Raw genomic sequence first — 20,697 nt, 5'->3', positions numbered from 1 at the left:
CAAGGTGGAGGGTCCATGTGGTATTGGCTGTTCAAGTACGTCCTGTTGGGCCCCTTGCTGGCCGTCCTCGGCCGGCCCAAAATCACTGGGCTGGAACATCTTCCGACCGACGGTCCGGCCATCCTGGCCAGTAATCACCTGGCGGTGATGGACAGCTTCTACCTGCCGCTGGCGGTCAGCCGCCGAATCACGTTCCTGGCCAAACAGGAATACTTCACCGGTACCGGGATCAAGGGCCGGTTCCTGGCCTGGTTCTACACCGTCGTCGGACAGGTGCCGATCGACCGCACCGATGCGGATTCGGCGCAGGCCGCTCTGACCACCGCCAAGCGCATCCTGGGTGAGGGCAAGCTGCTCGGTATGTATCCCGAGGGCACCCGATCCCCGGACGGCCGCCTCTACAAGGGCAAGACCGGGTTGGCCAGGTTGGCCCTGGAGACCGGTGTGCCGGTGATCCCGGTGGCCATGGTCGGCACCGATGTGGTCAACCCGCCGGGGTCGAAGGGGCTGCGGTTCGGCCGGGTCGAGGTCAGGTTCGGCAAGCCCATGGACTTCAGCCGGTTCGACGGTCTGGCCGGTAACCGCTTCATCGAGCGCGCGGTGATCGACGAGGTGATGTACGACCTGATGGACCTGTCCGGTCAGGAGTACGTCGACATCTATGCCGCCGCCATCAAGGAGAGCGCGCAGCAGACCAACGGCCAGCCGGTCGACGCGAGCAAGCCCGCGTCCCGGCTGCCGCACGCCGCAGCGGGCTAGGACGTTTCGCCGCCGGTCAACCGGACCAGTGGGGCGGCGGGCTCAGCGGTGGTCTGACCCGCCCGGGCGGCGCACGCGAAGCCGATGACCGCGATGACTGCGAGTCCCCACCACAGGTAGGCGTCACCGGCCAGCTGCCGCATCAGCGACGCGGCGGTCTCGTGGTGGGGCGTCAACAATGCGATGGGCGTCCACACCATCAGGGCGAGTCCGATCAGGGTCACCAGGGCCAGCGACAGCGCGGCCAGGGGGATCTTGCGCATCCGGTAGGCGAGCACACCGGTCACCACCAGGGTCGGCAGGGTCCAGACCCAGTGATGTGACCACGACACCGGTGACACCACCAGGCCGAACATCGCCACACAGATCAGTGCGACCACAGGGGCCTCATCGGTGCCGGAGCGCAGGGCCCGCCGGGCTGCCCAAACCGTGAGGGCCAGCACCGCGAAGCAGAGGGCCACCCACAACAGGAACCGCGGCCCCTCGGACAGGCCGAGCCGGGCCAGCGTGCCCGCGATGTTCTGGTTGGTGTTGAGCGTGGCCGTACCGATCCGGTCGGTGTTGCGCACCGTCTCGGTCCAGTACTCGATCGAATCCGTCCAGGCCAGCACGAATCCGGCGATCGTCGCCACCACTGCGGCCGCGGCGGTCCGTAGCAGGGTGCGGACGTCGGGGCGCAGCAGGAAATACAGAAGGAAGACCGCGGGAGTCAGCTTGAGGGCGATCGCCAGGCCCAGCAGCACACCGCGTGGCCACGGCGTCCGGCGCGGTACGCAATCGGCGACCACCAGCGTCATCAGCACCACGTTGATCTGGCCGAACTCGAAGTTCGACCGGATCGGCTCCAGCCAGAAGACCGCAGGCACCACCAGCGCGGTCGCCAGCCAGCAGCGGCGCAGCCAGACCGGCTCCGAGGTGATCGTGGTCTCCGGCCAGACGTTCAGCCGGGTGAGCACGATGACCAGCGAGACGATCAGGAGCACCAGAGTGGTGGCGGTGATCGCCACACTGGCCGCAGGCAGAGAGAGCCAGGCGAACGGCGCGAACATGATCGCCGCGAGCGGCGGATACGTGAACGGGAGGTCGAGGCCGCCCTGGGTGTGGAAGATGGCGCCGTCGGCGTACAGCGGTTGGTTGTCCAACCAGGCCCGTCCGCCCATCCGGTACACGTCGATGTCGATGCGATAGGGCACGTGGCCCAGCAGCCGCCAGCCGACCAGGATCAACCCGGCCACTGTGAGCAACTGAAAAAGCCGCCACCCGATCGTCGGTGCCCAACCAACTCCGCCGGGCGACTGCCGCTTACTCATGTTCTCAACAGACTATCGGGGGTAACCCGCCGACGGCGCATCCGCTCTCGCGCCGCGCGCCGGTCGGCGTAAGTTCTCTGTGCGTGCACGCGACCGTTCATCTCGATTTCCTCACCCAGGATCGTCTGCCTTTGCTGTGCTGCCTGGTGGCGTTCATTCTCACGTTCTTCGTGACCCGCATCGTGGTGCGTTACATCCGCCGGAATGCCGACAGCGAACGCCCGCCCAAGTGGTGGCAGCCCCGCAACATGGGACACGGTTCCGTGCACATTCACCACATGGTGATCGGGGTCGTGCTCGTGATGGTGTCGGGCGTGACGATGGTGACGTTGGCAGTCAACGGCGGTGTAGCGGAGTTCACCGTTGCCGCGGTGTTCTTCGGCATCGGTGCGGCCCTGGTGCTCGACGAGTTCGCGCTGATCCTGCACCTTTCGGATGTGTACTGGGCCGAGGACGGCCGCACCTCGGTGGACGCGGTGTTCGCGGCCGTGGCGGTCGCGGGGCTGTTGATCCTGGGTTTCAACCCGCTGTCATTCTTTGATATCGGTATCTGGCGCGAGGACCAGTCGTTGGCCATCCGCGTACTCGTGGTCATGGTGGCGGTACTGACCCTGCTGCTGGCGGTGGTGGTCCTGCTCAAAGGCAAGGTGTGGACTGGATTGGTGGGCATGTTCATAACCCCGTTGTTGTTCGTCGGGGCGGTTCGGCTGTCGCGGCCGCACGCACCGTGGGCACGCTGGCGCTACACGAGTCGTCCCCGCAAGATGCACCGCGCGCTGGAACGGGAGCGCTGGCTGCGCCGGCCCGTGGTGCAGGCCAAACTGTGGTTGCAGGACGCGATCACCGGCATGCCGAAGTTCCCCGACGACGCCGCCGTCGACGCGGAGCTCGATCGGGAGATCCACGCGGCCCCCGCCCCGGTCACAGTGCCGGACACGAAGACGGAGCAGATCGCCTGATGCGCTATTTCTACGACACCGAGTTCATCGACGACGGTCGCACCATCGAGTTGATCTCGATCGGCGTGGCCGCCGAGGACGGACGCGAGTACTACGCGATCTCGACCGAGTTCAATCCGGACCGCGCGGGTCGGTGGGTACGCAAGCACGTGCTGCCCAAGCTGCCGTCCCCGTCCTCGCAACTCTGGCGGTCGCGGCGGCAGATCCGGTCGGAACTGGAGGATTTCTTCGACATCGACGGTGACGAGCCGATCGAGTTGTGGGCCTGGGTGGGCGCCTATGACCACGTCGTGCTCTGCCAGCTGTGGGGCCCGATGACCGATCTGCCTCCGGCGATGCCGCGATTCACCCGCGAGCTGCGGCAGTTCTGGGAGGACCGCGGATCACCGCGGATGCCACCGCGGCCGACCGAAGCGCATGACGCGCTGGTCGACGCACGGCACAACCTGCACCGGTTCCAGCTGATGACGGGCCTTGGGCCGGCGCCGGCGCGGGAATCCGACACCACGCAACCGGCGAAAACGGCCGTTCACCGGCGGCTACCATGAATGGGTGAACTGGACCGTTGACATCCCCATCGACGAGCTGCCGCCGCTACCTCCGCTGAGCGACGAGCTGCGTCAGCGGCTCGAGTCAGCGCTGGCCAAGCCGGCCGTGCAGCAGCCCAGCTGGGACGCGGACGAGGCGAAAGCCATGCGCACCGTGCTGGAGAGCGTGCCGCCGGTCACCGTGCCGTCGGAAATCGAGAAGCTCAAGAGCCTGCTGGCCGACGTCGCGCGGGGCGAGGCGTTCCTGCTGCAGGGTGGCGACTGCGCCGAGACGTTCGTCGACAACACCGAGCCGCACATCCGGGCCAACATCCGCACCCTGCTGCAGATGGCGGTCGTGCTGACCTACGGCGCGAGCATGCCGGTGGTCAAGGTGGCCCGGATCGCGGGCCAGTACGCGAAGCCGCGGTCGGCCGATCTGGATTCGCTGGGCCTGAAGTCCTACCGCGGTGACATGATCAACGGGTTCGCCCCGGATGCTGCTGTGCGCGACCATGATCCGTCGCGGCTGGTGCGGGCCTACGCGAATGCCAGCGCCGCCATGAACCTGGTGCGCGCGCTGACCTCGTCAGGGCTGGCGTCGTTGCACCTGGTGCACGACTGGAACCGCGAGTTCGTCCGGACCTCGCCCGCCGGGGCCCGCTACGAGGCGTTGGCCGGGGAGATCGACCGCGGCCTGAAGTTCATGTCCGCCTGCGGGGTGGCCGACCGCAATCTGCAGACCGCCGATATCTTCGCCAGCCACGAAGCGCTGGTCATCGACTATGAACGCGCGATGCTGCGCCTGTCCGACCCGGCGGAGAACCCGGACGGACCACCCAAGCTGTACGACCAGTCCGCGCACTACCTGTGGATCGGTGAGCGCACGCGTCAGCTCGACGGTGCCCACGTCGCGCTGGCCGAGGTGATCGCCAACCCGATCGGGATCAAGCTGGGGCCGACCACGACCCCGGAGCAGGCGGTCGAATATGTCGAGCGGCTGGACCCGAACAACGAGCCCGGCCGGCTGACCCTGGTGACGCGGATGGGCAACAACAAGGTGCGCGATCTGCTGCCTGCGATCATCCAGAAGGTCGAGGCCACTGGCCACAAGGTGATCTGGCAGTGCGACCCGATGCACGGCAACACCCACGAGTCGTCGACGGGCTACAAGACCCGGCACTTCGACCGCATCGTCGACGAGGTGCAGGGGTTCTTCGAGGTGCACAACGCTCTGGGCACCCACCCCGGTGGCATCCATGTCGAGATCACCGGCGAGAACGTGACCGAATGTCTCGGTGGGGCACAGGACATCTCGGATTCGGACCTGTCCGGCCGCTACGAGACCGCCTGCGATCCACGGCTCAACACCCAGCAGAGCCTGGAGTTGGCGTTCCTCGTCGCCGAGATGCTGCGCAGCTAGAGCAAAGCGCCGACGTTGCTGCCGATCGTCCAGGCCGCGGCGGCGACAAGGCCGGTCAGCGTGATGATCGCGATCAACCAGAACGCGAGTACCCGTTTGGCGCGGTGGCGGGCCCAGTAGAACTCACTCATCTCGATACCGGCGAATTGTCCTGCGCCGAAAGAGTATTCACTGGTGTCGGGATCAGCCGGGATCGGCGCCCAGTCATGTCGGTCCCGGGTGATCTCGCGGGTGGGCTGGCGCGGCGCGGGTGCCGGGGGCGGGGGCGGCGGTGCGGCTGTCACGACGGTGGTGGCCCCGACGCGGGGATCGTCGGGCTCGGCGAGATCATGGACGCGGGTCGCGGCCAGGTGCTGTGCTGACTGCTGCGGAGCGGGCACCCGGAACGCCGGCAGGCCGAGGTCGTCGACGATCGCGTGGAGTTCGGCCCGCATGTCATCGGCGTCGGCGAATCGCTGCGCGGCGTCGCGGGCGGTGGCCCGGCGCACGAACTGGTCGAATTGTGTTGGTACCCCTGCGATTACCGCGCTGGGTGCGGGCACGTCATTGTCCATCCGCTGGTAGGCGACCGTGAGTGCGGAGTCTCCGGTGAACGGTGTGACGCCGGTGAGAAGTTCGTAGGTGAGGATGCCGACCGCGTACACATCGCTGCGCGGGTCGGCGTCACCGGTGCTGACCTGCTCGGGGGACAGGTAGGCCGCGGTGCCCAGGATCACGCTGGTCGATGTGATCTTGGCCTCGGCCACGGCACGTACCAGACCGAAGTCGGCGATCTTGACCTCGCCGTCGTCGGAGATCAGCACGTTCTCGGGCTTGATGTCGCGGTGTACGAGTCCGGCGCGGTGTGCCACCGCCAGCCCGCCGAGCACCGGCTCCAGCACCGCGGCGACCGCATGCGGCGGCATCGGACCACGTTCGGCCAGTAGTTCGCGCAGCGTTCCGCCCTCGACCAGTTCCATCACCAGGAAGGGTGGCTGCCCGTCTGGGCCTTTTCCTGAGCCTCCGCCGCCCTGGTCGTACACCGCGACCAACCCGGGATCCTTCAGCCGGGCCACGGCCTTGGCCTCACGGCCGAACCTGGTCAGGAAATGGCTGTCGCCGCTGTAGCGGGAGTCCATCACCTTCAGGGCCACAGGACGGTCCAGGCGGACGTCAAGGCCGCGGTAGACCGTGGACATGCCGCCGGTGGCGATGGGCGTGTCCACGCGATAACGCCCGTCGAGCATCGTGCCGACGAGTGGATCCGATTGCTGCCCCACCGGACACATGTTACGAGTTTCGGACGAGGTCCTAGAATCGATGCGGTGAGCAGCATTCCAGCGGCCGATGACGTTCTGGCCCCCGACGAGGCCGTCTATGACCTACCCACAGTGTCGGATTTGCTCGGCATCCCGGTCACCAAGGTGCACCAACAGTTGCGTGACGGGCAGCTGATCGCCGTGCGCCGCAACCGCGCCCTGGTGGTGCCGAAGATCTTCTTCGACGGCGACGGTCACGTGGTCAAGCACCTGCCCGGTCTGCTGGTCGTGCTGCGCGATGGCGGCTACCGCGACACCGAGATCGTGCGCTGGTTGTTCACCCCGGACGAGTCGCTGACGATCACCGCCGACGGCCGCACCGAGCAGGTGTCCAATGCCCGCCCGGTCGACGCGCTGCATTCCCACCAGGCACGCGAGGTCCTGCGCCGCGCGCAGGCGCTAGGTTACTGACGGCTGGCCCTGCGCCTCGGGCGTCGTCTCGGGTGTGCGGTAGAGCGAGTACCACGCCACCACTGCGCATGCCGTGGTCAGCAGGACATGTGCCCACGAGTACATGCCGTGTGCCCCATCGGGTTTCCACATCACCATGATCCAGGTGGAGAATCCGGCGACCGCGGCGATGGCGGGCCGGGTCTGGATCAGGGCGGCAGCCACCGCCAGCGGCCAGGTGTAGTACCAGGGCAGGGCGGCCGGAACGAACAGCACGACGACCACCATGGCCAGGGCGATGCCGGTGAGGGCTTCGCGGTCGGTGTGGCGGTAGCGCCACCACAACAGTGGCAGGGCGATCACGATGGTGAGGATGCCGATGATCCGGGCGACCTCGAGCACTGCGTAGAAATTGACCGGAAAGATCAGGCCGCCAATGGCATTGATCAGGTTGGCGGCCGCCGTGGGCACGGTGAGCCAGTTGATGATCTTGACCGACCCGGCCAGCGCCGTCAGCCAGCCGAGGCCGACGCCGGCCAACAACGACGTCACCGCGAACACCGCCACGAAGATCAGCACCGAGGCGGCCGTGGCGAGGGCGAACGCCCGCAGGGCGGGCATGCTTCGCTTGTCCCGCAGTTGGCGCATCCATACCCAGACCAGGAACGGCAACGCAAGCCCGGCGGTCGCTTTGACCGCGACGGCGATCGCGATGAGGCTGACCCCGATCACCGGCCGGCCCGCGAAGGTCAGTGCGATCGCCGCCATCATCAGGCCGACCATCAGCATCTCGTTGTGTACGCCGCCCATCAGGTGCACGATCACCAGCGGATTGAGCACGCAGATCCACAGCGACGCAGCCCCGTTGGCACCGACGTGGCGGGCCACCCGTGGCGCCGCCCAGATCAGCAACAGGAGGCCGGGCAGCATGCACAACCGCAGCAGCATGGTGCCGGCCACCACGTCGTCGCCCACCAGGATCGTGACGAACTTCGCGACCAGGATGAACGCCGGTCCGTACGGTGCGGTGGTCGTCGTCCAGATCGGACTCACGTTGTCCAGCAACGAGTTCGGATTCTCGACCGGGCCCACCACATAGGGGTCGAAGCCGTCGCGCAGCAGGGCGCCCTGGGCGAGGTATGAGTACGTGTCGCGGCTGAACAGCGGCACGCTCAGCAGCAGCGGAGCCAACCAGAACCCGGTGGTGGCCACCATGGTGTATTCGGTGGCGGTGCCGTCGATCACGCGCCGGCCCAGCCACAGCCAGGCGATCAACATCACAGCGACGCCGACCCACAGCAGGATCGAGGACAGCACCAGACCGTGCCCGAACCGCAACCACGACAGGTGCAGGGACTCCAGCAACGGGTCGTGCAGTCGGGTGCTGCCCGCGCCCAGACCACCGATCGTCAGCAGGGCTGCGCCCAGGCACCCCAGCCGGGCCGGCCGGGCCTCGGCGGACACCGCGAATGCGGCAAAGCGCGAGATATGTTGTGCGACCCCGGTGCTCGGGGTCTCGGTAGGCAAGGGCGTCATGAGGGAGCTGTCATGTCGTGGTGACGGCGTTCTACGCCGACCGGTTCGCCGCGAACCGGGCGATTTCGGCCAGGCCGGTCTTCGCCTGGTCGTGGATCGGTGCGGCCGCCAGCGTATCCAGGGCGCGGTGGGTGAGCAGTTCGATGTGCGCTTCGACCGCGGCCAGCGCGCCGACCGATTCGATGGCCCGGCACAGGTCGCCGACCTGTTCATCGGACAGCTCCGTGCCCACCGAGGTGCGCAGCAGCTCGGCGGCGCCGGGATCGGATTTGTCGGCCAGCTCGAGTGCCTCGGCCAGCAACACGGTGCGCTTGCCGGATCGCAGATCGTCACCGGACGGCTTGCCGGTCACCGCCGGGTCTCCGAACACCCCGAGGACGTCGTCGCGAAGCTGGAAGGCGACGCCGAGATCGTTACCGACCTGGTGGAAGATCTGCTGCACGTCGGGCCGGTCGGCGGCGGCCGCCGCGCCCAGCTGTAGTGGCCGGGCAACCGTGTAGGACGCGGTCTTGTAGGTGTTGACGTTCATCGCCGAGGCCACCGATTCGGCACCGCTGGCTTCGGCGACGATGTCGAGGTACTGGCCACCGAGCACCTCGGTGCGGATGTGCCGCCAGACCTGCTGGACGCGGCGCTGCGCGTCAGCCGGGATGTCGGCCGCGGCGACGATGTCGTCGGCCCAGGACAGGGCCAGGTCGCCGGCCAGGATGGCCGCCGACAGGCCGAACTGCTTGGACGAGCCGTGCCAGTTGCGGTCGCGGTGCCGGTCGGCGAACAGCCGGTGCACGGTGGGCAGGCCACGCCGGGTGGCTGAATCGTCGATGACGTCGTCGTGAACCAGGGCGCAGGCCTGCAGCATTTCCAGCGCGGCGAACAGCCTCAGCACGTCGGGACCGGCCGGGCGGTCGGCCGGATCGATCACCGCGCGCCAGCCCCAGTAGGCGAAGGCCGGGCGCATCCGCTTGCCGCCACGGAGCACGAACTCCTCGAGGGCCTCGGTCAGCTCGGCGTAGTCGGTTCCGATGTATTCGCAGTCGCGGCGGCGCTCACGCAGGTAGTCGCGCAATTGGTCGGTGACGGCTCCCGCCAGCTCGACGGTTGACGGAGCCGATGTTTGCACGCTCAGCGCCCGCCCCTTTCTGTGTCAACGATGTGTCCCCGAGTGCACTCAGCGTAGAGCGTGCCACGCGTTTTGTACCAAGCGAGTGCGGCGTAGCTGTGAGCTCGGCCGGGACGGTCCGCTCAGTCGCTGCCGGCGACGGGGTCACCCGGCTTGGGCGAGGTGTCGCGGCTCATCCAGGCCAGGGCACCGATCACTCCGGCCACCAGGAACGCGCCGATGACGAGCCAGATGGTCGCGGTGGTGAACGACCGGGCACTCGGGTCGGTGTAGCGCGCCTGGGCGTTCATCGTGCTGACGACGCCCGGCCGCAGTTTCCATTCCACGATCGAGGAGCTCACCTGATCGCCGTTGGTCGAGGTCACTTCGCCGGGGAACGACACGGTCAGCAGGACATCGGCTTGTGGATCGGACAGTGAGGTGAGGTCGACCCGGCCCTCCAGGATCACCAGGTCACCGGCGCGGCGCAGGGAGATGTCGACTCCGGCGGCGTCGCGGCTCATGCCGGCCAGCTGGGGCAGCTCGGCGAAGGTGAGGTCGGAGAACACCGCCTGGGAGCCGACGAAATCGTCGCGGCTGTATTCCGAGACCGCGACCTTCGTGGCGAACGGGAGGTTGTTCAGCAGCTGGGGGCCCTTGTCGTCGGCGTCCCGGGGTTTTGCCGCGGCGATGATCTGGCCGGACACCCGGTCGTCGGGGGACACCGTGATCGAGGTGCGGACCCGGACACAGCCCACCGCCATGGGCAGGATCAGCAGCAACATCACCAGGGTGAGGACGCGGGTCCGTCGGCTACGTCTGGGAAGGCGGCTCGGTGGTCGGACGTGCACGCTGGTCATCGTGCCAGATGTCACAGCGGCAGTGGGCGACCGAGGATGGCGAATGGCCGGGGATCACCGGCGAAGTGGTATCCGCGGATCACGTCGGTGAAGCCGAGTCGCCGGTACAACCGCCACGCGCGATTGGCCTCGCCGTTGATCTCAGGGGTCGACAACAACACGTGAGATTCGGCGCGTCCGGCCAACAGTCGCCTGGTCAGGGCCTCGCCGAGGCCCTGACCCTGTGCGCCGGGCGCGATGTGCAGCTCGGTGAGTTCGAAGTAGCTGGCCATCAGGTCGGCGATGTGTCCGGGGCTGGCGCCCACCCGCTGGAGGCCGGAGATGACCTGCTGTTGCCACCACTGATCGGGCGCCCCGCTGTAGCCGTAGGCGATTCCCTGCAGCGGAGCGTCGTTCACGTCGGCGCTGTCGGGCGCGGCCGCCGGGTCGGCGACCTCGACGGCGGCCACGCATTTCCAGCCTGCGCGGCGGGTGTGTTCGAGCCAGAGCGCGGCGCGCTGTTCCTCGGTTCCGCGTGGGTAGCGCATCGCGTCGACGTACACGCGCAGCGCCTCGGGGAGCCGGCGCTTCATGTCGTCCGGCGACAGATCGATGAGATACGTCGCCAATGCCCTCGCCTTTCGCCCGCCCGGTGTCTGCCGAGCTCATTATCTTCAGCATTATCCGGCTGTGAGGCGGTCGGTCCCCTCGACCGGGGTGATCTCGGAACGACCTACAATCGAGGGCGAACAAGGTGGTACGGCTCGGATCGACCTCGTATCATTAGGGTTAGGTGCCCGTGATTGCGGGCATGTGAAATTTTGAAAAGCGACGGCGGCGTCGGCAAGGAGGGACGAATGCCACTCTCCGATCATGAGCAGCGCATGCTCGATCAGATCGAGAGCGCGCTCTATGCCGAGGATCCCAAGTTCGCCTCGAGCGTTCGTGGTGGGACCTTGCGCGCGCCATCGGCTCGGCGCAGGCTGCAGGGCGCGTTTTTGTTCGTACTCGGTTTGGCGTTGTTGGTTGTCGGTGTCGCGGTGAAGTCGCTGTGGCTCGGTGGTTTCCCGGTTCTGTCGGTGTTCGGCTTCGTGGCGATGTTCGCCGGCGTGGTGTTCGCCGTCACAGGCCCGCGTGTCACCGGTGCTCGCGACCGTGCGGCCCAGGGTTCCGGCAACGCGCCGCGTCAGCGTCGTCAGCGCGGCGGCTCGTTCACCACTCGCATGGAAGATCGGTTCCGTCGCCGGTTCGACGACTGAGCCGGTCGACGGTTTCAAGGGGTAGCCCGTAACGGGCTGCCCCTTTTTTTTGCGCTTTCCCAGGCCCGGCGTCGGGGTGCCCAGCGACACGCCGAGTAGTTCCTTCGCGCAGCTGCGTGGGGCGGTGTGGGGGAAGGCATCAGATTCTCAGGGATTTTTGCCCCACAACGCCCCACCTTCTCGCTGCGGGGTTCTACCTGCGCTTTTCCGTTTTCCGCTGCCCGGCAGCGGCGTTTTGGTGCGCGCTGCGAGCCGTTCTGGGGGGCGCGGGTGGGGAGAAAACCCAAACTGGACGGACTAAATGGAGCAAAGTGGGGGATCGTGGGGTAAAGTGGCGGCCAACGGGGAAATCGGAGCCCCGTTCGGAGGGCAGAAGGCGAAGCGACCCGGGATCCGAACCGGGTGGCGGGAGGTGTCCAGATGTTTCTGGGTACCTACACGCCCAAGCTCGACGACAAGGGGCGGCTCACGCTGCCCGCCAAGTTCCGCGACGCACTGGCAGGAGGGTTGATGGTCACCAAGGGCCAAGATCACAGCCTTGCCGTGTATCCGCGCGACGAGTTCGAAAAGGTGGCCCGGCGCGCTGCTGACGCATCGCGAAGGAACCCCGACGCTCGGGCGTTCCTGCGTAACTTGGCGGCCGCCACCGATGAGCAGCATCCCGACGCGCAGGGCCGGATCACCCTGTCGGCGGATCACCGTCGCTACGCGAGCCTGTCCAAGGAGTGCGTGGTGATCGGGTCGGTCGACTACCTGGAGATCTGGGACGCCGAAGCATGGGAGTCCTACCAGCAGTCCCACGAAGAGAACTTCTCCGCGGCCACCGATGAAGCTCTACGCGACATCCTCTGATGCGGCCCATCAACCGGCGGCTGGCCTGGACCTAGCCCGTGCAACGAGGCCTCTGCCCGAATTGGCCCTGGCGTACTTCCCCAACGCCAGGTCCGTTAATTCGGACAGAGACCCCGGTGCAGGGGCCATTCCGAGCGGAGGTGTTTCAGCGGTGCCAGATTCCCCAGATCACTCAGACTCCCAGGACCACGGTCATATCCCGGTGCTGCTCGACCGCTGCGTCGAGCTGCTGGCCCCCGCACTGACCCGCCGTCATGACGACGGAACCGGTGCGGTTCTGGTGGATGCCACCCTCGGTGCCGGCGGCCACTCCGAACGCTTTCTGACCGACTTTCCCGGCCTGCAGGTTATCGGCCTGGACCGGGACCCCAATGCGCTCGGCATCGCCGGTGCCCGTCTGGCTCCGTTCGGCGACCGGATGCGGTTCGTGCGGACCCGCTATGACGGAATTGCCGGGGCCATCGCCGAATCCGGCTTCCGCCAGATCGACGGTGCGCTGTTCGACCTCGGGGTGTCGTCGATGCAGCTGGATCAGACCGATCGCGGCTTCTCCTACTCCGCGGACGCACCGCTGGACATGCGGATGGATCCCGATGCGCCGCTGACCGCCGCGGACATCCTCAACACCTACGACGCCAAGTCGATCGCCCGGATCCTGCGCGATTTCGGCGAGGAGCGCTTCGCCAGCCGAATCGCCGACAAGGTCGTCAAACGGCGTGTGCAGCAACCGTTTTCCACCACCGGAGAGCTGGTGGAGCTGCTCTACGAGGCAATCCCGGCGCCGGCGCGGCGCACCGGTGGGCATCCGGGCAAGCGGACATTCCAGGCACTGCGGGTGGCGGTCAACAGCGAACTGGATTCGCTGCGTGCGGCGCTGCCCGCCGCCCTCGCAGCTTTGGTCGACGGTGGACGGATCGTGGTGATGTCCTATCAGTCGCTCGAAGACCGGATCGTCAAGCAGGCGTTTACCGCGGCTACCGCATCGCGGACACCGCCCGGCCTGCCCATCGAGTTGCCCGGCCACGAACCCGAATTCGTCACGCTGACCCGCGGCGCCGAGAAGGCCCGCCAGGCAGAAATCGATCGAAATCCGCGTAGCGCACCGGTGCGGCTGCGGGCACTGGAAAAGGTGGGGGAAGGGGGCAACTCATGAAGGTGAAGCGACCCGAACAGCTGCGTGAGGCAGATCGCAGGCGTCCGGTGCGTCAACCCGCGCGAGGTGGCGGGCGGCGCGCCGAGCAGGCTCCGCCGCGCAAGCGTCGGCCGGGCGCCGAGCAGCGCCCCGCGCGGACCGCACCGAGTGCCGGACCGATTCAGCGTCCGGGCACCCGGCCGGCCCGGCCCAAGAGCACCAGCCAGGCGAAGGCCCGGGCGAAGGCGCGTAAGGCCAAGGCTCCCAAGGTTGTCCGCCCGCCACTGCGGGTCCGGCTGCGGGAACGTCTTCTGGTCCGGCTGGCCTCGATCGAGCTCAATCCGCGGGTGCTGATCTCTCGGGTCCCGTTCGTCGTTCTGGTGATCGCGGCGCTGGGCGTCGGACTGGCGGTCACCCTGTGGCTGTCCACGGGTTCGGCCGAGCGGTCTTACCAGCTGGGCCACGCTCGCCAGGTGAATCAGGGCCTGCTGCAACAGAAAGAGGCGCTGGAACGCGATGTGCTCGAGGCGCAGGCCGCTCCGGCGCTGGCTGAGTCTGCCCGCAACCTGGGGATGATCCCGTCGCGCGACACCGCACATCTGGTGCAGGATGCGGCCGGTAACTGGACCGTCGTCGGGACCCCCAAGCCTGCCGAAGGCGTGCCGCCGCCTCCGCTGAACACGCCGCTGCCGGAGGAGGCCCCGCCGGCCCCGCCTGCACCTCCGGCGCCGCGGGTGCTCGATCCACGCGAGCTGACAGTACGGACGCCCCGTGCGGGTTCCCCTGCGCTACCGGGTATTCCGGTTCCTCAGGCCGACGCGCCCCACGGGGTGCCGGGTGCCGTGCCGCCGGTGCCCGGGCCCGTCCCGGTGGGCCCGTCGGCCGGTCCCGCACCGGATGTGCTCGCGGCTCCTGCGCCGGCTCCGCTGGCAGCCCCCGCGCCGGGGCCTGTTCCCGCTGACCCGGCGCAGCTCGCACCGCAGGTGGTGACCGATCCGACGCATCTGCCCGCCGCCGGTGTACCGATCCTGCCCGGACCGGCCGCGCCGGCACCGGCCGCACCGGGACCCGCGGTCCCGCTGGAACAGTTCAGCCCGCCGGCGGCGCCGGCGGTGCATGCCCCGGCCGTCGCCGTCAGCGCCCCGGCGCCCGCCGCATGAACCGCCGCCCGGGCCGCCAGGGCCAGTCGCCGAAGCCGCAGCGGGCCAAGAAGGCCTCGCCCGGGCCGGGGCATGAGGCCGGGGTTCGCCGCACCCGGGTTGCCGCACCCGAAACAGGTTTGCGCAGTTCGTCTTTCGTGTTCCGGCACCGTACCGGCAACCTGGTCATGCTTGCGGTGTTGGTGATCGCGGCCGCGCAGTTGTTCAGCCTTCAGGTGCCCAGGGCGGCGGGTCTGCGCGCCGAGGCGGCCAGCCAGCTCAAGGTCACCGATGTGAACCCGGCCATGCGGGGGAGCATCGTCGATCGCAACGATGACAAGCTGGCATTCACCATCGAGGCCAAGGCGCTGACCTTCCAGCCGGTCCGGGTTCGCAAGCAACTCGCCGAGGCCAAGGCCAAATCGAGTGAGGCACCCGATCCGGATCACCGGCTCACCGAGATCGCCAAGGAGATCGCCACCCGGCTGGACAACCGGCCCGATTTCAAGACCGTGCTCAAGAAACTCAGGAGCAACGAAACCTTCGTCTATCTGGCCCGCGCGGTCGATCCCTCGATCGCCGGCGCGATCATGGACAAGTTTCCCGAGGTCGGTGCCGAGCGTCAGGATCTTCGGCAGTACCCGGGCGGTTCGCTGGCTGCCAACATCGTCGGTGGGATCGACTGGGATGGCCACGGTCTGCTCGGGTTGGAGGATTCGCTCGACGCGGTGTTGGCCGGCTCCGACGGTTCGGTCACCTACGACCGCGGTTCGGACGGCGTGGTGATCCCGGGCAGCTACCGCAACCGGCACGACGCGGTCAACGGATCCACGGTGCAGCTGACACTCGACGACGACATCCAGTACTACGTCCAGCAGCAGGTGCAGCAGGCCAAGGACGCCTCCGGGGCGAAGAATGTCTCCGCGGTGGTGCTGGATGCGAAATCCGGTGAGGTGCTGGCGATATCGAACGACAACACGTTCGACCCGAGCCAGGATCTGGGTCGGCAGGAGAGCCGGCAGATGGGCAACCTGCCGGTGTCCTCGCCGTTCGAGCCCGGTTCGGTGAACAAGATCATCACCGCCTCCGCGGCGATCGAGTACGGGCTGGCCAATCCGGACGAGGTCCTGCAGGTGCCCGGCTCGATCGACATGGGCGGCGTCACGGTCCGCGACGCGTGGAACCACGGCGTGATGCCGTACACGATGACCGGGGTGTTCGGGAAGTCGTCGAACGTCGGCACCCTGATGCTGGCCCAGCGGGTCGGCCCCGATCGGTTCTACGACATGGTCCGCCGGTTCGGGCTCGGTCAGCGCACCGGTGTCGGTCTGCCCGGTGAGAGCTCGGGCCTGGTACCGCCCATCGACCAGTGGTCGGGCAGCTCATTCTCCAACCTGCCGATCGGGCAGGGTCTTTCGATGACGCTGCTGCAGATGACCGGGATGTATCAAGCCATCGCCAATGACGGGGTGCGGATACCGCCGCGGATCATCAAGTCCACCATCGCGCCGGATGGCACCCGCACCGATGAGGCGCGCCCGGAAGGGGTCCGGGTGGTGACACCTGAGACGGCCCGAACGGTGCGGAACATGTTCCGCGCCATCGTGCAGCGCGACCCGATGGGCTTTCAGCAGGGCACCGGCCCGCAGGCCGCAGTCGAGGGTTACCAGATCGCCGGCAAGACGGGTACCGCCCAGCAGATCAATCCGGCGTGCGGCTGCTACTACGACGACGTCTACTGGATCACCTTCGCCGGCATGGCGCCTGCGGACGATCCGCGCTACGTCGTCGGCATCATGATGGACGCGCCGCACCGCGCGGCGGACGGCTCGCCGGGATCCTCGGCGGCGCCGCTGTTCCACAACATCGCCTCGTGGCTGCTGCAACGTCACAACGTTCCGTTGTCGGCCGATCCGGGGCCGCGGTTGACCCTGCAGGCGACCTGACCGGGATAGTCGTGGGTGGTGCGGTCGGCGGACCGCAGATGGGTACTGTGGCATGGCCATGAAGCTGCGTCCCAGCCGTCCCGCCGGCCAATACCTCGTGCCGCTCGCCGAACAGGTTCAAGCGGTAGCCGCTACCGGAAATCCCCTACCGGAACTTCGGGTTACAGGAGTGACCCTGCGGGGTCAGGACGCCCAGCCGGGGGATCTTTTCGCCGCGCTGCCAGGTGCGGCGGTGCACGGCGCACGCTATGCGGCCGACGCGGTCACCGCCGGCGCGGTGGCGGTGCTCACCGACGCTGCCGGCGCCGCTGAACTTGGTGGGCTCGACGTCCCGGTCATGATTCACCCCGACCCTCGTTCGGTGCTCGGTGAGGTGGCGGCGGAGGTGTACGGGCGTCCTTCCGAGCGGTTGACGGTCATCGGGGTCACCGGAACCTCGGGAAAGACCACCACGACCTATCTGGTCGAGGCCGGGCTGCGGGCCGCGGGCCGGGTGGCCGGACTGATCGGCACGGTGGGGGTGCGCATCGCCGGACGCGATCTGCCGAGCGCGCTGACCACCCCGGAGGCGCCGGATCTGCAGGCGCTGTTGGCCGTGATGGTCGAAAGCGGCGTCGACACCGTGGTGATGGAAGTGTCGAGCCACGCGCTGACGCTGGGCCGCGTCGACGGGATCGTATTTGCGCTCGGCGGGTTCACGAACCTCTCGCGCGATCACCTGGATTTCCATCCGACGATGCAGGACTACTTCGAGGCCAAGGCCCGGCTGTTCGATGCCGGTTCGCGCAACCACGCCGCGGCGGCGGTGGTCTGTGTCGACGACGACGCGGGCGCGGCGATGGCCCGCCGGGCCGAGAAGGTGACAACCGTCAGCGCCACGGGCGCCGCGGCTGACTGGCAGGCCCGGGACATCACGGCGGTCGGCGTCGGATCTCAGGAGTTCACCCTCGTCGACCCCGCCGGCGTGTCCCACGAGCTTCGGATCGGGCTGACCGGCGGATACAACATCGCCAACGCGGCCCTGGCGGTCGCACTGCTGGACGGGGCCGGGGTGTCGCCCGAACAGGCGGCTCCGGGACTGGGTACGGCGACCGTGCCGGGCCGGCTGCAGCCGATCGACCGTGGGCAGCCCTTCCTGGCTCTGGTCGACTACGCGCACAAACCCGGCGCACTGCAGGCAGTGCTGGAGACCCTCCGGGGATCGGGCCCGCGGCGCATCGCGGTGGTGTTCGGGGCCGGGGGCAACCGGGATACCGGCAAGCGCGCGCCGATGGGGCGGGTCGCGGCCGAACTCGCGGATCTCGTCGTCGTCACCGACGACAATCCCCGGGACGAGGACCCCGCACTGATTCGAGCGGCGATCGTGGCCGGAGCGGCCGAAGCAACCGCCGGTGCCGAGATCGTGGAGGTCGGTGACCGGCGCGCGGCGATCGAGCATGCGGTGGCCTGGGCCGGTCCCGGCGACATCGTGCTGATCGCCGGAAAGGGCCACGAGAGCGGGCAGACCGGTGGCGGCCACACCCGGCCGTTCGATGACCGAGACGAGTTGGCGGCGGCGTTGGAGGCACTCAAGTCAGGGGAGTCGGGCACGTGATCGAGATGACCATCGCCAGGATCGCCGAGATCGTCGGCGGCGAGTTGGCCGACATCACTGCCGAAGAGGCCGCTGCGACCCGCATCACCGGCACCGTCGAATTCGACTCCCGCGCGATCGGCCCGGGCGGATTGTTCCTGGCGTTGCCCGGCGCACGCTCCGACGGCCATGACTTCGCCGCCTCGGCGGTGGCGTCCGGGGCCGCTGCGGTGCTTGCCGCACGCCCGGTCGGGGTGCCTGCCATCATCGTGAAGAAGCCCAGCGGCTCCGCCGGGGGCGTCGATGTTTCTTCGGGCGCTTTGGAATTCGATACCGACGGTTCCGGTGCCGCGGTGCTGGCTGCGCTGGCCAAGCTCGCGGCGGCGGTGGCCGCCGAGCTCGTCGCCGGCGGCCTGACGATCATCGGGGTGACCGGATCCTCCGGCAAGACCTCGACCAAGGATCTACTGGCCGCGGTGCTGGAGCCGCTCGGGCAGGTCATTGCGCCGCCGGGCTCGTTCAACAACGAGCTGGGGCATCCGTGGACGGTGCTGCGCGCCACGCCCGAGACCGATTACCTGATCCTGGAGATGTCGGCCCGGCACCCGGGCAATATCGCCGCCCTGGCCGCGATCGCTCCGCCGCAGATCGCGGTGGTGCTCAACGTGGGCACCGCCCACCTCGGCGAGTTCGGCTCGCGTGAGGCCATTGCGAACACCAAAGCCGAGTTGCCGCAAGCTGTTCCGGCCTCTGGCGTGGTGATCCTCAACGTCGACGACACCGCCGTCGCGGCGATGGCCGGTAAGACCGCGGCCCGCGTGGTGCGGGTGTCGCGTGAGCCCGGCTCCGAGGTCGACGTGTGGGCCGGCCCGGTCGCCCTCGATGCTCTTGCGCGTCCGCGGTTCACCCTGCACGCCGGCGGCGAACAGACCGAAGTGGCACTGGCGGTGCACGGCGATCACCAGGTCGGCAATGCGCTGTGCGCGGCGGCGGTCGCGCTGCAGTGCGGCGCCGGCCTGGATCAGGTGGCCACGGCGCTGGGCGGCGCCGGCCCGGTCTCGCGGCACCGGATGCAGGTCGCCACCCGTGCCGACGGTGTGACGGTGATCAACGATGCCTACAACGCCAACCCGGATTCGATGCGCGCCGGTTTGAAGGCACTGGCGTGGATGGCGCGCCGGCCCGCCGGAGATGCAGCAGGCGAACTCGCCGGTGAGGCGGGTGGGAAGCGCCGCAGCTGGGCAGTGTTGGGCGAGATGGCTGAACTCGGCGACGACGCCATAACCGAGCACGACGCCATCGGACGGTTCGCGGTGCGCTTAGATGTGTCTCGGTTAATCGTCGTCGGAACCGGGAGGACTATGAACGCCATGCACCATGGCGCGGTGATGGAGGGTTCGTGGGGATCTGAGTCCACGATGGTCGACGACGCCGATGCCGCGCTAGCCCTGTTGCAGGCTGAACTGCAGCCGGGGGACGTGGTGCTGGTGAAGGCATCCAACTCGGTGGGATTGGGTGCCCTCGCAGACTCGCTGGTTGCCGCGGCCGGTCCGGACGCAGACGGGGATGCCGCCCTATGAAGCTCATTCTGATTGCCGTCGGCATCGCTCTGACGGTCTCGATCCTGCTGACTCCCGCGTTGATCCGGCTGTTCACCAAGCGTGGGCTCGGCCATGAGATCCGCGAGGACGGTCCCGCCAGTCACGCCAAGAAGCGCGGGACGCCGTCGATGGGTGGCGTGGCCATCGTGGCCGGCATCTGGGCGGGATACCTGGGCACCCATCTGGTCGGGGTGGCGCTGGGCGGCGACGGCCCGTCGGCATCGGGGCTGCTGGTGCTGGGGCTGGCCACGATGCTCGGCCTGGTGGGTTTTGTCGACGACCTGATCAAGCTCCGGCGCTCGCGCAATCTGGGTCTGAACAAGACCGCCAAAACCGTCGGGCAGCTGACCGCGGCGGTGTTGTTCGGCGTGCTGGTCCTGCAGTTCCGCAACGGGAACGGGCTCACCCCGGGCAGCCCGGAACTGTCGTATGTCCGTGAGATCGCCACGGTGACGTTGGCGTCGTGGGTGTTCGTGCTGTTCTGCGTGGTGATCGTCAGTGCCTGGTCCAACGCGGTGAACTTCACCGACGGCCTGGACGGACTGGCGGCGGGCGCGATGGCGATGGTCACGGCGGCCTACGTGTTGATCACGTTCTGGCAGTACCGCAACGCCTGCGCGACGGCGCCGGGCCTGGGCTGCTACAACGTGCGCGATCCGCTGGACCTGGCGATCATCGCGGCTGCGACGGCGGGCGCGTGTATCGGCTTCCTGTGGTGGAATGCCGCGCCGGCCAAGATCTTCATGGGCGACACCGGCTCGCTGGCTCTTGGTGGCATCATCGCCGGGCTGTCGGTGACGAGCCGCACCGAGATCCTCGCGGTGGTCCTGGGTGCACTGTTCGTCGCCGAGGTGACCTCGGTGGTGGTGCAGATCCTGACGTTCCGCACCACGGGCCGCCGGGTGTTCCGGATGGCGCCGTTCCATCACCATTTCGAATTGGTGGGTTGGGCCGAGACCACGGTCATCATCCGGTTCTGGCTGCTGACGGCGATCGCCTGCGGTCTGGGTGTGGCCCTGTTCTACAGCGAGTGGCTCACCGCAGTCGGGGCCTGA

At 68.1% G+C, this 20,697-nt stretch carries 19 protein-coding genes; 13 read left to right on the top strand and 6 right to left on the bottom strand.

Annotated elements, in window-relative coordinates; translation table 11 throughout:
- Window positions 1-15 precede the first annotated feature (15 nt).
- Entirely contained in the window at window positions 16-759 is a 744-nt protein-coding gene (locus ACWEFV_RS14630; RefSeq protein WP_135455740.1) for a lysophospholipid acyltransferase family protein, read from the top strand.
- Here ACWEFV_RS14630 and ACWEFV_RS14625 read toward each other — a convergent pair.
- A complete protein-coding gene (locus ACWEFV_RS14625) occupies window positions 756-2,069 on the bottom strand; it encodes a glycosyltransferase family 87 protein (RefSeq protein ID WP_450070660.1) in 1,314 nt (437 codons plus the stop codon). The genes ACWEFV_RS14630 and ACWEFV_RS14625 overlap by 4 nt on opposite strands.
- A gap of 83 nt (window positions 2,070-2,152) precedes the next feature.
- On the opposite strand from ACWEFV_RS14625, the gene ACWEFV_RS14620 reads away from it, so the two are divergent.
- From ACWEFV_RS14620 to ACWEFV_RS14610, 3 genes are read left to right on the top strand one after another with little or no spacing between them, the layout of a single operon-like run.
- Window positions 2,153-3,028: a hypothetical protein gene (locus ACWEFV_RS14620; protein WP_135455736.1), complete on the top strand. Its 876-nt coding sequence runs from the start codon at window positions 2,153-2,155 to the stop codon at window positions 3,026-3,028.
- Window positions 3,028-3,576, top strand: a complete 549-nt coding sequence (locus tag ACWEFV_RS14615) for a polyadenylate-specific 3'-exoribonuclease AS (RefSeq protein WP_135455734.1) — start codon at window positions 3,028-3,030, stop codon at window positions 3,574-3,576. The genes ACWEFV_RS14620 and ACWEFV_RS14615 overlap by 1 nt, the downstream gene beginning before the upstream one ends.
- Window positions 3,577-3,580: 4 nt before the next feature.
- Window positions 3,581-4,978 (top strand): class II 3-deoxy-7-phosphoheptulonate synthase, encoded by a 1,398-nt coding sequence (locus tag ACWEFV_RS14610; protein ID WP_135455732.1) that lies wholly within the window; start codon window positions 3,581-3,583, stop codon window positions 4,976-4,978.
- On the opposite strand, the gene ACWEFV_RS14605 is transcribed toward ACWEFV_RS14610, so the two are convergent.
- Window positions 4,975-6,246, bottom strand: coding sequence for a protein kinase domain-containing protein (locus ACWEFV_RS14605; RefSeq protein ID WP_450070659.1), 1,272 nt, complete (start codon window positions 6,244-6,246; stop codon window positions 4,975-4,977). The genes ACWEFV_RS14610 and ACWEFV_RS14605 overlap by 4 nt on opposite strands.
- Before the next feature lie 36 nt (window positions 6,247-6,282).
- Between ACWEFV_RS14605 and ACWEFV_RS14600 the strand changes: the two genes are divergently transcribed.
- Complete coding sequence (locus tag ACWEFV_RS14600; RefSeq protein WP_450070658.1) at window positions 6,283-6,687, top strand: Rv2175c family DNA-binding protein; 405 nt, start codon at window positions 6,283-6,285, stop codon at window positions 6,685-6,687.
- Here the strand turns inward: ACWEFV_RS14600 and ACWEFV_RS14595 are convergent.
- The 4 genes from ACWEFV_RS14595 to ACWEFV_RS14580 all read right to left on the bottom strand — a co-directional run bounded on the left by ACWEFV_RS14595 (window position 6,676) and on the right by ACWEFV_RS14580 (window position 10,769).
- On the bottom strand, window positions 6,676-8,202 hold the full coding sequence (locus ACWEFV_RS14595; RefSeq protein WP_450070657.1) for an alpha-(1->6)-mannopyranosyltransferase A: 1,527 nt from the start codon (window positions 8,200-8,202) through the stop codon (window positions 6,676-6,678). The genes ACWEFV_RS14600 and ACWEFV_RS14595 overlap by 12 nt on opposite strands.
- Window positions 8,203-8,233: 31 nt before the next feature.
- Window positions 8,234-9,322 (bottom strand): bifunctional (2E,6E)-farnesyl/geranyl diphosphate synthase, encoded by a 1,089-nt coding sequence (gene idsA2 / locus ACWEFV_RS14590; protein ID WP_135455725.1) that lies wholly within the window; start codon window positions 9,320-9,322, stop codon window positions 8,234-8,236.
- A 122-nt stretch (window positions 9,323-9,444) separates the two neighbouring features.
- Window positions 9,445-10,161, bottom strand: a complete 717-nt coding sequence (locus ACWEFV_RS14585) for an LppM family (lipo)protein (RefSeq protein ID WP_135455723.1) — start codon at window positions 10,159-10,161, stop codon at window positions 9,445-9,447.
- Between the two features lie 11 nt (window positions 10,162-10,172).
- Window positions 10,173-10,769 carry a GNAT family N-acetyltransferase gene (locus ACWEFV_RS14580; protein WP_167857880.1) on the bottom strand — a complete coding sequence of 199 codons (597 nt, stop codon included), beginning with the start codon at window positions 10,767-10,769 and terminating at the stop codon, window positions 10,173-10,175.
- A 228-nt stretch (window positions 10,770-10,997) separates the two neighbouring features.
- Here ACWEFV_RS14580 and ACWEFV_RS14575 point away from each other — a divergent pair, with 228 nt between their 5' ends.
- From ACWEFV_RS14575 to mraY, 8 genes are all read left to right on the top strand, one after another.
- On the top strand, window positions 10,998-11,399 hold the full coding sequence (locus ACWEFV_RS14575) for a DUF3040 domain-containing protein (RefSeq protein WP_135455721.1): 402 nt from the start codon (window positions 10,998-11,000) through the stop codon (window positions 11,397-11,399).
- Between the two features lie 420 nt (window positions 11,400-11,819).
- Complete coding sequence (mraZ, locus tag ACWEFV_RS14570; RefSeq protein ID WP_135455719.1) at window positions 11,820-12,251, top strand: division/cell wall cluster transcriptional repressor MraZ; 432 nt, start codon at window positions 11,820-11,822, stop codon at window positions 12,249-12,251.
- Window positions 12,226-13,404: a 16S rRNA (cytosine(1402)-N(4))-methyltransferase RsmH gene (gene rsmH, locus ACWEFV_RS14565; RefSeq protein WP_450070656.1), complete on the top strand. Its 1,179-nt coding sequence runs from the start codon at window positions 12,226-12,228 to the stop codon at window positions 13,402-13,404. The genes mraZ and rsmH overlap by 26 nt, the downstream gene beginning before the upstream one ends.
- A complete protein-coding gene (locus tag ACWEFV_RS14560; RefSeq protein ID WP_450070655.1) occupies window positions 13,401-14,543 on the top strand; it encodes a hypothetical protein in 1,143 nt (380 codons plus the stop codon). The genes rsmH and ACWEFV_RS14560 overlap by 4 nt, the downstream gene beginning before the upstream one ends.
- Window positions 14,540-16,468: a peptidoglycan D,D-transpeptidase FtsI family protein gene (locus ACWEFV_RS14555; RefSeq protein ID WP_450070654.1), complete on the top strand. Its 1,929-nt coding sequence runs from the start codon at window positions 14,540-14,542 to the stop codon at window positions 16,466-16,468. The genes ACWEFV_RS14560 and ACWEFV_RS14555 overlap by 4 nt, the downstream gene beginning before the upstream one ends.
- Before the next feature lie 52 nt (window positions 16,469-16,520).
- Window positions 16,521-18,062, top strand: coding sequence for a UDP-N-acetylmuramoyl-L-alanyl-D-glutamate--2,6-diaminopimelate ligase (locus ACWEFV_RS14550; RefSeq protein ID WP_450070653.1), 1,542 nt, complete (start codon window positions 16,521-16,523; stop codon window positions 18,060-18,062).
- Window positions 18,059-19,621 (top strand): UDP-N-acetylmuramoyl-tripeptide--D-alanyl-D-alanine ligase, encoded by a 1,563-nt coding sequence (locus ACWEFV_RS14545; protein ID WP_135455710.1) that lies wholly within the window; start codon window positions 18,059-18,061, stop codon window positions 19,619-19,621. The genes ACWEFV_RS14550 and ACWEFV_RS14545 overlap by 4 nt, the downstream gene beginning before the upstream one ends.
- A complete protein-coding gene (mraY, locus tag ACWEFV_RS14540) occupies window positions 19,618-20,697 on the top strand; it encodes a phospho-N-acetylmuramoyl-pentapeptide-transferase (RefSeq protein ID WP_135455708.1) in 1,080 nt (359 codons plus the stop codon). Before ACWEFV_RS14545 ends, mraY begins: the two co-directional genes overlap by 4 nt.

This window comes from Mycobacterium sp. NPDC004974 (assembly GCF_053600815.1).
This window is presented reverse-complemented; position numbering and strand designations above follow the sequence as displayed.

Excerpts from the sequence above, each read along its gene's own strand:
- ACWEFV_RS14630 (WP_135455740.1), top strand. The coding sequence starts at position 16 with ATGTGGTATTGGCTGTTCAAGTACGTCCTGTTGGGCCCCTTGCTGGCC.
- ACWEFV_RS14625 (WP_450070660.1), bottom strand. The coding sequence starts at position 2,069 with ATGAGTAAGCGGCAGTCGCCCGGCGGAGTTGGTTGGGCACCGACGATC.
- ACWEFV_RS14615 (WP_135455734.1), top strand. The coding sequence starts at position 3,028 with ATGCGCTATTTCTACGACACCGAGTTCATCGACGACGGTCGCACCATC.
- ACWEFV_RS14605 (WP_450070659.1), bottom strand. The coding sequence starts at position 6,246 with ATGTGTCCGGTGGGGCAGCAATCGGATCCACTCGTCGGCACGATGCTC.
- ACWEFV_RS14595 (WP_450070657.1), bottom strand. The coding sequence starts at position 8,202 with ATGACGCCCTTGCCTACCGAGACCCCGAGCACCGGGGTCGCACAACAT.
- ACWEFV_RS14585 (WP_135455723.1), bottom strand. The coding sequence starts at position 10,161 with ATGACCAGCGTGCACGTCCGACCACCGAGCCGCCTTCCCAGACGTAGC.
- ACWEFV_RS14575 (WP_135455721.1), top strand. The coding sequence starts at position 10,998 with ATGCCACTCTCCGATCATGAGCAGCGCATGCTCGATCAGATCGAGAGC.
- mraZ (WP_135455719.1), top strand. The coding sequence starts at position 11,820 with ATGTTTCTGGGTACCTACACGCCCAAGCTCGACGACAAGGGGCGGCTC.
- rsmH (WP_450070656.1), top strand. The coding sequence starts at position 12,226 with ATGAAGCTCTACGCGACATCCTCTGATGCGGCCCATCAACCGGCGGCT.
- ACWEFV_RS14560 (WP_450070655.1), top strand. The coding sequence starts at position 13,401 with ATGAAGGTGAAGCGACCCGAACAGCTGCGTGAGGCAGATCGCAGGCGT.
- ACWEFV_RS14555 (WP_450070654.1), top strand. The coding sequence starts at position 14,540 with ATGAACCGCCGCCCGGGCCGCCAGGGCCAGTCGCCGAAGCCGCAGCGG.
- ACWEFV_RS14550 (WP_450070653.1), top strand. The coding sequence starts at position 16,521 with ATGGCCATGAAGCTGCGTCCCAGCCGTCCCGCCGGCCAATACCTCGTG.
- mraY (WP_135455708.1), top strand. The coding sequence starts at position 19,618 with ATGAAGCTCATTCTGATTGCCGTCGGCATCGCTCTGACGGTCTCGATC.